The 12,153-nt window shown below is 57.6% G+C and carries 9 protein-coding genes and 1 tRNA gene; 6 read left to right on the forward strand and 4 right to left on the reverse strand.

The window, feature by feature from the left end; all coding sequences use genetic code 11:
* The first annotated feature begins 120 nt into the window (after window positions 1-120).
* The 5 genes from NHH03_RS25040 to clpX all read left to right on the forward strand — a co-directional run bounded on the left by NHH03_RS25040 (window position 121) and on the right by clpX (window position 5,338).
* A complete protein-coding gene (locus NHH03_RS25040; RefSeq protein WP_253160935.1) occupies window positions 121-1,293 on the forward strand; it encodes a redoxin domain-containing protein in 1,173 nt (390 codons plus the stop codon).
* Window positions 1,283-2,296 (forward strand): UbiA family prenyltransferase, encoded by a 1,014-nt coding sequence (locus NHH03_RS25045; RefSeq protein WP_253160936.1) that lies wholly within the window; start codon window positions 1,283-1,285, stop codon window positions 2,294-2,296. The genes NHH03_RS25040 and NHH03_RS25045 overlap by 11 nt, the downstream gene beginning before the upstream one ends.
* Before the next feature lie 51 nt (window positions 2,297-2,347).
* A complete protein-coding gene (locus tag NHH03_RS25050; RefSeq protein WP_253160939.1) occupies window positions 2,348-3,154 on the forward strand; it encodes a sugar phosphate isomerase/epimerase family protein in 807 nt (268 codons plus the stop codon).
* A 196-nt stretch (window positions 3,155-3,350) separates the two neighbouring features.
* Window positions 3,351-3,641 carry a hypothetical protein gene (locus tag NHH03_RS25055; protein WP_253160940.1) on the forward strand — a complete coding sequence of 97 codons (291 nt, stop codon included), beginning with the start codon at window positions 3,351-3,353 and terminating at the stop codon, window positions 3,639-3,641.
* Between the two features lie 413 nt (window positions 3,642-4,054).
* Window positions 4,055-5,338: an ATP-dependent Clp protease ATP-binding subunit ClpX gene (clpX, locus tag NHH03_RS25060; protein WP_253160942.1), complete on the forward strand. Its 1,284-nt coding sequence runs from the start codon at window positions 4,055-4,057 to the stop codon at window positions 5,336-5,338.
* A gap of 146 nt (window positions 5,339-5,484) precedes the next feature.
* On the opposite strand, the gene asnB is transcribed toward clpX, so the two are convergent.
* The 4 genes from asnB to NHH03_RS25080 all read right to left on the reverse strand — a co-directional run bounded on the left by asnB (window position 5,485) and on the right by NHH03_RS25080 (window position 11,404).
* Entirely contained in the window at window positions 5,485-7,398 is a 1,914-nt protein-coding gene (gene asnB / locus NHH03_RS25065; protein WP_253160944.1) for an asparagine synthase (glutamine-hydrolyzing), read from the reverse strand.
* Window positions 7,399-7,407: 9 nt separating this feature from the next.
* Window positions 7,408-8,394, reverse strand: a complete 987-nt coding sequence (locus NHH03_RS25070; protein ID WP_253160946.1) for a serine/threonine protein kinase — start codon at window positions 8,392-8,394, stop codon at window positions 7,408-7,410.
* A 114-nt stretch (window positions 8,395-8,508) separates the two neighbouring features.
* Complete coding sequence (gene mutL, locus NHH03_RS25075; RefSeq protein WP_253160948.1) at window positions 8,509-10,533, reverse strand: DNA mismatch repair endonuclease MutL; 2,025 nt, start codon at window positions 10,531-10,533, stop codon at window positions 8,509-8,511.
* Window positions 10,534-10,684: 151 nt separating this feature from the next.
* Entirely contained in the window at window positions 10,685-11,404 is a 720-nt protein-coding gene (locus tag NHH03_RS25080) for a PEP-CTERM sorting domain-containing protein (protein ID WP_253160950.1), read from the reverse strand.
* Between the two features lie 487 nt (window positions 11,405-11,891).
* On the opposite strand from NHH03_RS25080, the gene NHH03_RS25085 reads away from it, so the two are divergent.
* Window positions 11,892-11,965: transfer RNA gene (locus NHH03_RS25085), tRNA-Ile, on the forward strand.
* Window positions 11,966-12,153 lie beyond the last annotated feature (188 nt).

Consider the following 12,153-nt stretch of genomic DNA (forward strand, 5'->3'; position numbering starts at 1 on the left):
TAACAACCCCGTTACTGGCGCGGGGTTTCGAATATTACTGGGATTGCATCCCCTGTATCATGCCCGTACCACAACCGGCTCTCAGCCCCCTTCTAAAAAAACAAACCCGAGAATTCACTTATGAAACGCATCGTTTTGATCCTGCTCAGCTGCGCCGTCGTTGCAGCGCTGACGCTCCGGCCCGCAGACGCCGAACCGTCGCTGGTGATCGGATCCAAGGCACCGGCGTTGGACATCGAGCATTGGGTACAGGACGGTAACGGAAACTACCCACACGTCAGCAATTTCGAAAAAGGCAAAGTGTATGTCGTCGAATTCTGGGCCACTTGGTGCGGACCGTGTATCGCCAGCATGCCACACTTGGCCGAACTGCAGACCGAGTACCGTGATCGCGGCGTGCAAATCATCAGCATCTCTGACGAATCACTGGACGAAGTCGACGCGTTGCTGAAACGCGAACACCCCGAGGCAAAAAAGTCCTTTGCCGAAATCACCTCGGCTTACTCGCTGACGACCGATCCCGATGGATCCTCGCAAGCCGACTACATGGAAGCCGCCGAGCAACGCGGCATTCCGACCGCGTTCATCGTCGGCAAATCTGGATTGGTCGAGTGGATCGGGCACCCCGGCAATATGGACGAGCCGCTAGAGGCAGTGGTCGACGACAAATGGGATCGCGAAGCCTACAAAGAAGAACTCAAACGTCAGCAAGCGTTTGAAGAAGCCGTGCAACAGTTTGCTCAACTGGCCGGCCAAGGCAAACTGGAAGAGGCCGGCAAGATGTTGAAGGATCAAATTGCTGCCAGCCAAGACGATGAGATCAAGCAGCAGTGGACCATGATCCAGCATCAATTTCGCTTGATGACCGGCCAAGCCGACGAAGCCGATTTTGCGTTTTACCGCGAAGACTTGAAAGAACGCATCGGCAACCCGATTGCGGTCGCCCAACACGGACTGATGCTGTTCGGAATGGTGCAAAACGGCGGCAAGGTGGGACCGTTGGCCGCCGAGGCTGTCACGGCACTGCAAAATGAAGTGGAAGCGGCCGACGACGAAGACAAGCCGCTGTTCTACCAAACCATTGCACAGCTCTACACGATCGACGATCAAATCGACAAAGCGATTGCATCGCAAGAAAAGGCGATCGAATTCGCCAGCGACAATCAAAAGAAACGTTTGATGCCGTTCTTGGAAGAACTCAAATCGGTCGCCAAGAAAGCTGCCGGTGGTGACGCAGACGCCCAGCCCACCGACAAAGACGCCACCGACAAAGACGCTGCGGGTGACAAGTAAGTTGCCTGACGCTGCTGTCCCATCGGTCGATTCCGAATCCAGCCGGCGCCCGGCAAACGCCGCGCTGGCCTGGATGCAATTGGTTCGTCTGCCTAACGTCTTTACGGTGTTAGCAGACGTCGGCGCTGCATTCTTGTTAGTCGCCGGTGGCGGTTCACCAGCCGGCCGATTTGCGCTGGTGCTGGCCGCCGGCGTCGCCTTGTACTGGGCCGGCATGATCTTGAACGATCTGTTTGACCTGGAAAAAGACACCGCTGAAAAACGCCAGCGACCGTTGGTCAGCGGCGCCATTTCTTTGTCGGCGGCCAAGCTCGCCGGTTGGGGATTGTTGCTGCTGGGTGTGCTGTTGGCCGCGGCGTCGGGATACATTCCTGATCCCAACGTGTCCACCACTTGGATGCCCGCCGCGGTGGCGGTCGTCCTGGCGGTATTGATCGTTGCTTACAACGGTCCGTTGAAAGAGACGCCGATCGCGCCGGCCGCAATGGGTGGCTGTCGCATGCTGAGCTTTCTGCTGGGCGCCGCGCCGGTCTTGGTCGTGGCCGATGGCATGCCGGTGGTGCCGCGGTATGTGCTGGGGATCGCGATCGGGTTTGGTGTTTATGTGATGGGTATCACCACGATCGCGCGTGACGAGGCGGTCGGTGGTCACCTGATCAACCTGCGAACCGGTTTTGCCGTGATCCTGTTGGGCGCCTTGTTGCTGGCGTTCGCGCCGGGTTTGTCCGAGCCGGCCGACCGCGCCAGTTGGGCGATCCGTCCCGGCAGCCAATTCGTGTTGCTGATCGGTTTGATTGTCTTGCCGGTGGCGATTCGCGGATTTCGCGCCCAGTTCGATCCCCGCCCCGCAGCGATCGGCAACACCATTCGCGCCGGGATTTTGACGATCATTCCGTTGGCGGCTTCGTTTGCCCTGTTGGGCGCCGGCCAATTCTGGGCGATTGCGGTGTTTGCCTTGGTGATTCCCGCGATCGCTCTGTCGCTGCGTTTGCAGGTGACCTGATCGATGGTGCCGGGGTTTCACTGCAGCAGTCTTGAATTCCATGACGCAGCGATGTTGATTCCCAAGCTGTCGGCGCTGGGATTTTCTGCTGTGGCACTGCGGCCACGGCGTGGAGCCTGGGATATCGAATCGCCCTGGTTCCAGTCCGCTTCCGCAGCGATCGCGGCGGCTGCCGCCGAGCACGAGATGGCGTTGGTGATTGATCTGGATGCGCCGTTTTTTGACGACCCCGATTGCCGTGAACCGTTTTCCCTGGCGAGTCTGGATGACCGCCAGCGGGACCAGGCCATCGCGAGAGTAGAGCAATGGATTCGCCAAACCGCGCCGATGTGTCCTGCAGCGGTGACATTTTCCAGCGGTCGCGTGCGCGCGGCCGGCCACGGCGATCAAGACCCCGATTCGCACGGCGAAGAAACGTTGGAGCGTTTGGCCGCAGCGATCAGCCCACTGGCTCAGTTGGCATCCACACTGAATGTCGCCGCTGCGATCCGACCCGTTGCCGGGCATGCGATCGCAACGGTGGCCCAGTTCGAACGTTTTGGTCAGTGGCTGGGATCCGACACGTCGCTGGGGTTGGCCGCCGATGTCGGTGAGATGCTGCTGGGGGGTGAGTTTCCGATTGGTGCACGATTGGCGCGACTTCAGCACCGTTTGACCTGCGTGTATCTGTGTGAACCGGATCTGGAACGCGGTTGTGATCAGCGGTTCGGACACGGGGACATTGATCTGCGCCGGGTCTGGGAAGTCATGACGCAAAGTGGATTTGGCGGGCCGGCGATCTTTCGTGCCTGTGGGCATGGACGATTCGGAATGGCGTTGGCCGCTGAGGCGCTGGCGCTGTTGGATCAACCCGCGTAGCGAGCCGCTGCGTCAGCGGATTGTCATTGACGTAGCGGCCGTGAAACACGAAAAAAGTGTTTCACGAGGGTGAATCTGCTGGACCATGTGGGTTGGACAGTCCTATCATGAATTTGTTCCCCCGGTGTTTTCGGACGTTGGACGTAAATACTCGCGGAGACCTTTTGCCAAGGCGTGACCAATAGAGACGATGGTGATGGAATTGTTGAGTGATCCGGCAGTGAAGGCTGGTCTTGCACTGCTGATTTTGATCATCCTATCTACGGCCGCATTTTTCCTCGTGGCAAGGTTGCGCGACTACACCAGCGAAGACTGGGATCCGAGCGTTGACGAGCCTTTAAACTTGCAAGAAATGCGTTTGAAAGGTGACATCAGCGAGGCGGAATTCCGAACAATACAGGCAGCAGCCCGCACGAGCGATGAAGGAGAAGCTCTTGTGACAGGATCGGACACCGACAGGCGTTCCGATCGTGATGAAAAAGAATGACTCCTTCAAAGCAAAACCTCCCGTTGATTCATTGACGAATCAATTTACCCTTCGCCGGGATGCGACCTTTCCGCAGTTGGCCCTCCCAATTCCAATGGGCAATCGGCTTCGGAAGCACCTTACCCACTAGTTTTACCAACCAGGGCTCAGGCATTCGTTACGGACGACTCTTTTAACTCACCTCCCGCTCGGAAGCAGATGACAGAACACTCGTTCGTCTCATCTTCTTCCCAGCACTGACGCAAAAGATGATGCTTGAGCTGTGGGCCGAACCGTTTGAAGCTCTCAACGGCACGACTTGATTGACGGCTGGATGCGTACCGCAGCTGGCAGTGGCTTTGCCACCGCCCACTGCGACTTCCCTACGCGGTCGTTTGATCAGGCGAGTGTTGATGGCGCACAAGGAGTCGTTTATGCCCGTCAAGGATAACAACAGCACCACTCGCAGTAGTTCGCCGACGAACAAGAAGAATGCCTTCTGTTCATTCTGTCGAAAGAGCTATCGTGACGTCGGCCCATTGGTCGAAGGGCCCGGCGACGTTTATATCTGTTCCGAATGCATCGAACTGTGCCAATCCATTTTGGAACAGGAAGAGCGTCGTCGCGGACCGAGCAAGCAGCTGTTCAATGAAATCCCTTCGCCGCGAAAAATCGTCGAACACCTCGACGAATATGTCATCGGTCAAGGGTCGGCCAAACGTGTGTTGGCCGTCGCCGTTCACAACCACTACAAACGCCTGACCAGTGAATGGAACGGTGGTGGTGATGTGGAAATCGAAAAAAGTAACATCCTGTTGGTCGGACCGACCGGTAGCGGCAAGACTTTGCTGGCCCGTTCGCTCGCCCGAATGTTGGACGTTCCCTTTGCCATCGGTGATGCAACCACATTGACCGAAGCCGGCTATGTCGGTGAAGACGTCGAGAACCTGTTGCTGAAACTGTTGCACGCTGCGGACTTTGATGTCGAAGCCGCCCAGCGCGGAATTTTGTACATCGACGAAGTCGACAAGATCGGCAAGACCGGCGGCAATGTCTCGATCACTCGGGATGTGTCCGGCGAGGGTGTCCAGCAAAGTCTGCTCAAGATGCTCGAGGGGACCGTTGCGAATGTGCCGCCACAGGGCGGACGGAAACATCCCGAGCAGCAGTACATCCAGCTGGATACCAGCAACATCCTGTTCATCGTCGGCGGAACCTTTGTCGGCATCGAAGACATCATTCGTAACCGACTGGGCCACAAAACCCTCGGGTTTGGTGACGGTGCGGGTCGCTTGAACGAGCAAACCCACAGTGAACTGGTCGCCGAAATCCAAGTCGAAGACGTGATGCAGTTCGGTTTGATCCCCGAATTGGTCGGTCGTTTGCCGGTCGTCAGCTACCTGCAAGAATTGGATGTCGAAGGCCTGGTGCAGGTGCTTCGCGAACCCAAAAATGCGTTGACCAAGCAGTTCCAGGCCCTATTCAAAATGGAAAACTGCGAACTGAACTTCACCGATGGTGCCTTGCACCAAATCGCTCACAAAGCCCTTAACAAAGGCGTCGGTGCCCGAGGGTTGCGTGGGATTTTGGAAGAAGTGATGTTGGACATCATGTACGAATTGCCGGAACAAGAAGAAGGCAAGGTGTACACGATCGACGAAGATGTGGTTGCCGGCAAACACAAGTTGTTCACCATGCCAGCGACCAAGAGTGCTTAGCGGTCAACCGCTGATCACTCGTCTTTGACACTTCCCAATACGCCGATGGTCCCCCCGCCATCGGCGTTTTTTCATAGTCAGCCCAGGTGCAACCTGGCATGGTCGCGAGAGAGACCGGTGCAACCTGGCGCCAGGTTGCACCTGGCCTACTTGTCGCTCCAGCGGCGCAACCAGGTTTCCAGGATCAACAGGTTCCACAATCGATAGCCGTGGTTGTGTTCCATCCGCTGGTGTTGGTCGACCAATCGCTGCACCATCTCGCGTCGAAAGTAGGGCGCGATCCGAGCATCGTCGCTGAGCAGCCTGTCCTGGACCATCGGCTTGAGTTCGTTTCGAAACCACGCGCCGATCGGAATCCCAAAACCCATCTTCTTGCGGTTGAAGATCGAACGGGGGATCATCGAACCAAAAGCGTCTTCCAACAGCAGCTTGCCGCGTCGGCCGCGAAATTTCAATTGCACCGGCAGCGACGCGGCGAATTCGACCACGCGATGATCCAGCATCGGTTGACGGACTTCTAACGAATGAGCCATCGAGGCGATGTCGACTTTGGTACACAGGTCACAGGGCAGGTAGGAAAGCAGGTCCGAGATCGAGGCTTGGGTCACCACATCGCGACCCTCGCTGCGCTTCCATACCGATTCCAAAAATTCAAACGGATCATCGCCGGGCAACTGTCGCACAAAGTCATCGGTGTACAAATCGGCCCGCATCGATTCGGGAAAGATCTGCAACCAATTCAGATAGCGACGCGACGCGGGTTGGCCAAAGGCCTCCAGGAATCGTTTTGCCCGCCGCGACAACGAACGTTGTTTATTGTTGTCCGGCAGTCGCTGGACCATCCCGATGCCTGGAATCTGGTGGACCGGCAGGATCCGTTGCAGGCGACTGCTAAGCCACAGGGCGCGATATCGTTCGTATCCGGCAAACAGTTCATCGCCGCCGTCGCCTGAGAGTGCCACCGTGACTTCGCGACGTGTTAATTCGGACAGATACCAAGTCGGCACGGCAGAGGAATCCCCGAAGGGTTCATCGTAATGACACACCAATTGATCGATGATGTCCACGCCGCTCGGTTGAACTTCAAACCGCTGGTGGTCGGTCCCCAAGTGCTGTGCGACTTGGGCGGCATACCCGGTTTCGTCAAAATCAGCGATCGGAAAACCGATGCTGAAGGTGCGAATCGGTGTGTCACGCTGTTGCTGTGCGATCGCGGTGATCAGGGAGGAATCGATCCCACCGGACAGAAAGGAACCCAGTGGCACGTCACTCTGCAGTCGTAGCCGCACCGAGTCGGTCAGTAACTCTCGCAGGCGTTCGGCGGCGTCGCTTGGCGAGATCGTTTGTTGAATTTTAGGATCGAAATCCCAGTAGCGCTGCAGCCGCAACCTGCCTTGTTCGAACACCGCAAAATGTCCCGGTGGCAATTTGCGGACGCCCTTCCAGATCGTGCCCGGATGCGGGATGTATTGATAGGTCAGGAATTCGTCGATCGCGGCGGGATCAATTTCGTTGCAGATCCCGGGGACTTCGGCCAGGCACTTCAATTCGCTGCCAAACACCAGTCGATCACCGACCACGGCGTAGTACAACGGTTTTTGGCCGATCGGGTCACGCGCCAGCACCAATCGACTGCGGCGGGCATCCCAGATGGCGATGGCGAACATGCCATTGAATTCGGCAAAGCAATCGGTGCCCAGATCTTCGTACAGATGCACGATGGTTTCGCCATCGCCATCGTTGGTGAACCGATGCCCGCTGCCTTCGAGTCGTCTTCGCAGCGTTTTGTAATTGTAGATCTCGCCGTTGAACACCGCGCGGATGTCGCCGGTTTCGTTGGCCATCGGTTGGGCGGCGCCTGCCAAGTCGATGATCGACAGGCGACGGAACCCCAGCGCCACACCGTGCTGTCGACCCTGGCCGTCACGATGGTCGTGATTGATCCAGTGGCCTTCGTCGTCGGGACCGCGATGTGTCATCACATCGGTCATCCGTTTTAACTGCGCGCGATCGATCGCTGACGCTTCTGATTGCCAAACGGATCCGGTGATTCCGCACATCGAGTTGGATCAGTCCTGTTCCAATTGAGGAATCATGTGACGCATGTCTTCGATCAATTCGCGCATCGATTGGTAACGATCGGTGGGCTTCTTTTTCAGCGCCCGCATCACGATTTCGTCGGCCGCTTTGGGAATGTGTCGATCCGGTGATTTTTCACTCGGCGGCGGCACATCGGCGGAGATGATGTTTTGGAACGTTTGGTCGATATTGGCACCGCGAAACGGTTCGCGGATCGCCAGTAATTCATACAGACAAACACCGACGCTAAAAATATCGCTGCGTTCGTCGATACTGCGGGTTCCCTGGATCTGTTCAGGCGACATGTACAGCGGTGTGCCGGGGCGTTGGCCGCCACCGGTCAGCGTCAGCAGTTGCTGTTCGTCTTCGGCTTTACGCAATTGTGTGGCGTCATAGCGAGTGACCGTTTGGTCCTCCATCGAACCCCAAACCTTGGCGGTTCCCCAATCCAACAAGTAGACTTCGCCAAAGTTGCCCAGCCAAATGTTTTCTGGTTTGACGTCGCGGTGAATCACGCCACGCGTGTGGGCATAGGCCAGGCACTGGCAGGCGTCGGCCAGCGCCGACACGCGATTGACGGGCGAAAAGCGGCTGATGGCTTGCTGGTCACCGCGGGCAATTTTCTTCAAGATTTCGAACAGGTTTTCACCTGAGATTCGCTTCATCGTGAAGTAAATGCCATGCACCAAATCGTTGCCGATGTCATAGACCGGCACGGTGTTGGGGTGTTGCAGTTGAGCGGTCACACGAGCCTCGCGCAACAACCGCCGCCGCTCGTTGGGGACACCGCGGTTTTCCGGATGCAACATTTTGATCGCAACGGTTCGACCGGTGACAGGATCAAATCCGGCTTTCAAGACACCATTTCCGCCACGCGCGATTTCACGTAGCCCCGAATAACGACCGATCCCCGTGGCCACCTTGCGAGGCAGATCCGGATCGGTTCCCGACAGAATGATGTGGGGTTCGTTTTGCATCAATTCGCGATTGAAGGAGACAGTTTCTCCCGCACCAGCAGGAGATCAGTGGATCACTCAGACCCTATTCTAGCGCTTTGCGACGGCGGCGGTCAGCCCATGCAAAAATCAGGCTCACTTGGTCGTTCGCGCTCGCGGCCCCAAGCGGCCGAACATCCGATCAAGTTCATCGCGGCTAAAAAACAATGCCGTCGGTCGGCCATGTGGGCAATGGTGCGTGTCGTTGTACAGGCCACGCTGTTCAAGCAACGCTTGGATCTCTTCGGGGCGCAGCGGGTCCCCGGCTTTGACCGCCGCTTTGCAGGCGATCGTCGACAGCAGGTGGTTTAACAATTCAATCGGTTCGGGCTGTTTGCCACCACCGAGTACGGATTCGATTAGGGTCCGCAACATGTCCGCCGGTGAAGTGTTCTTTAGCATCGCCGGGTAGGCGCGAATCACAATCGTTTCGCCACCAAACTCTTCGACGTCCATGCCGATCTTGGCCAATGTTTCTTGGTGGTCGAGCACTGCCGTGCGTTCGGCCGCGGTCATCGACACCGGTTCAGGGACGAGTAACCCCTGGGATTCGAGTGATTGACCACTTTCGAGCACTTTGGTTTTGATGCGCTCGTACAACACCCGCTCGTGCAGCGCGTGCTGGTCGATCACCACCATCCCACTTTCATCTTGGGTGACCAGGTATCGGTTGTGGACTTGAAAGCCCAGGTAACAGACGCTGGGACGGTCGATCCCCGCGGTGTCCGCCTGGTCGTCGGTTTCACCGGCGGGGGCATCGCCGGTCTGGGGTTCAGCCTTTGATGGAACGCTACTGGTTGGATCCCCATCCCACGGTGCAACGTGATCGTTGCCGCCGGGTTGCGTGATGGAGGGGGATCCGGGATAGGGCTGAAACGCCGGAACACCTCCCAGCGGGGATGTTGATGGATTGCCGGTCACAGCTGGGGCTGCGTCATTGGAGGCTGGTGAGACAAACACGTCGGAGGGATCGTTTCCGGTTCGCGCCCACTGGATCACCGATTGCCGATGGGCTTGTTCGGCCCGCATTGGCATCCCCAGTTGGCTCGGTGGTGTGGCCGCCAATTCTTGTTCGCTGAGCGCTGGTTGGGGGCCAACCCGCTGCGTCATGTCGGTCGACAAAAAGTGATGTCGCAGGGTTTGTAGCAATCGACTGTAGACTCGTCCGCCGTCGGTGAAACGCACTTCCAGTTTCGTCGGGTGCACGTTGACATCGATCAGTTCCGGCGGCATCGACATTCGCAAGAACGAAACCGGGTGGCGCCCCACCATCAGCAGGCCACGGTAGGCCTCGCCGAGCGCATGTTGCAGCGAGCGGTCGCGAATGTGACGGCCGTTCAAGAACAGATACTGCATCCGGGAATTGCCGCGGCTGACCGACGGGTCACAGACGTAACCGTGCACACGAATTTGAGAGTCGTCACTGTTGATCGGAATCAACGACTCTGCGATTTCACCGCCAAAAAACGCACTGATTCGATCGCTCCAACGATCCGTGACCGGCAGATCGTACAGCGGTTTGTCATTGTTGTTGAGCACAAAATGGATGCGTGAATTGGCTAATGCGATTCGCGTGAACGCCTCGACAATGTGGCCTTTCTCGGTCTGTGCGGTCTTTAGAAATCGATGCCGAACCGGCGTGTTGAAGAACAGATTGCGCACCTCCATCACCGTGCCGATCGGGCAGCCACAGGGCTGGACTGATTCAATCACTCCGCCACGCACCTGGATTTCATTTCCCGCGTCATCGCCGTCGGTGCGGCTGCGGATCGTCAGCTGAGATACGCTGCCGATCGATGCCAACGCCTCGCCGCGAAACCCCAGCGTGCTGACGTGAAACAAGGATTCGTCGGTTGGCAGTTTGCTAGTCGCATGGCTGGCCAACGCCAGTGGCAATTGCTCGGCCGACATGCCACAGCCGTTATCGCTGATTCGAATCAGCTCGGTCCCGCCCCCGACAATCGAAACCTCGATCCGCGTGGCCCCGGCGTCGACACTGTTTTCCAGCAGTTCCTTGACCACCGATGCCGGCCGCTCGATCACTTCGCCGGCGGCGATTTGATTGATCAAGTTCGGTGGCAATTGACGAATCGTCGGCAGTTTTTTTGCAGTGGCATCCATACCCTGCAATCTAACCGTAGGAGTGGATCGAACCAACGGCCGATGGCGGAAATCCGGCCGCGAAATGACTCTCCCGACGCTAGCAAATCAGTCTTCGTTGCACGATCAGCACAGGAAGATCAGCACAGGAAGTCGTCTCGGTGCAGCTTGATCAGCGGCGACGACGCCGCACGCACAAGCCACTCAAACCAACAGCCAGGAAAATGGCCATCGACGCCGGCTCCGGCGCGTGGCCGTCTGGCGGCGGCTCGCCTTCGGGAGGCGTTGGTGGCGGTGGAGGAGGCGGCGGCGGGAACGGAGGTTCCGGTGGTTCCGGCGGCGGAGGGTCCGGCGGCGGAGGTCCCGGTGGATTGGGCGGCCCGCCCCCCGGCGGATCGGGAGATGGCGGATTCGTCGGTGGCGGACCACCGGTTCCAGGAGGATCCGAATCGTCGTTGGTCAAAGCGGCAATGCCGATCGCTGCAAACCCCAGTGGCAGAAAACCGCCTGAGAACCCGAAACCACCACCGCCGCCATAGCCACCGCCGTAAGACGATGTGAATGTTGGGTCCGCCGGTGTCGCCATGCATTCACAGGCGTACTCACAGGTTCCACAGCAAATGTTTTCGCACTCTTGATGGCACTGGCATGGATTCTGGCCACAGGGGTCATCGGACATGCAGTTCCCATCGGCGGCAAACAGCGGGCGGTGGTGCCTGCCAAACAGACGCGACCCCAATCTCCAGCGCGGTTGATGGACGTGTTGCGATTCAATCACGCTCGCCGGAGCATGGCTGATCATCGGCGCATCGTCAAAGAAGATCCCTGCATTCGCTGCCGGAGCAGCAAACATGATCAACAACACGCAATAGAGGGAGGCTGAACGAAACATTGGACCAATTAACGATTTACAAACAGGCAAGTTCTTTTCTGCCAGAAACTCTGATTGGCAGCAAGCAGAAGAACAGATGTCACAGCTATGAGTGCTCACAAAACTTGAAGGAATCGTACCGATAATGAGGGTAGTCCGACTTGGATCGGTTGCACTCCTTTAATACGCGTGAAGTGCCGAAAGTAGGCGCACAAAAATTGCGTGTTTTCTTTTGTGACCTAGCTTTGATCCTCTGATTCGCGCTGCTCGCAAACGCTGTGTTCTCCAGAGAGGGGCAGTGGCCTGTTGAAGCAGAGGGGTTTGCGGTGAGATCAAGGTGAGATCAATTCGATCCCTCTCACACGCCGGGAAGATGGCAGGGTGTCCTTGCCCCCTGTCGCGGCAGGCGCGATTGACACATCGCTTGGCCAGCTGCGATCATGTTGCCGCAGTTCGCGATTGCCCTGGACCTTTGAAACCGCCCAGCAGCCCGCGTCTGCCACCCGCCGGGGGTGTAGCTCAGTTGGTTAGAGCAGGGAACTCATAATTCCTTTGTCGCGGGTTCAAGTCCTGCCACCCCTACTCAATCTGTTGATTGCGCGTGCTGCCCGCTGCCGGGTGTTGCTCACCTCACGCGTCGCCTAGACGTATACAAGCACGACGCGCGAGTGATTGAAAGATTCACGGCCCTCGGTGACGCGTTTTGAAGCCAGCGCTTTCGCGTCAGGTATTGGTTTTTGGTAACCCGACGCGTCACTTCAACGGCGCTG

The organism is Stieleria tagensis (assembly GCF_024129865.1).
Lineage (GTDB): Bacteria > Planctomycetota > Planctomycetia > Pirellulales > Pirellulaceae > Stieleria > Stieleria tagensis.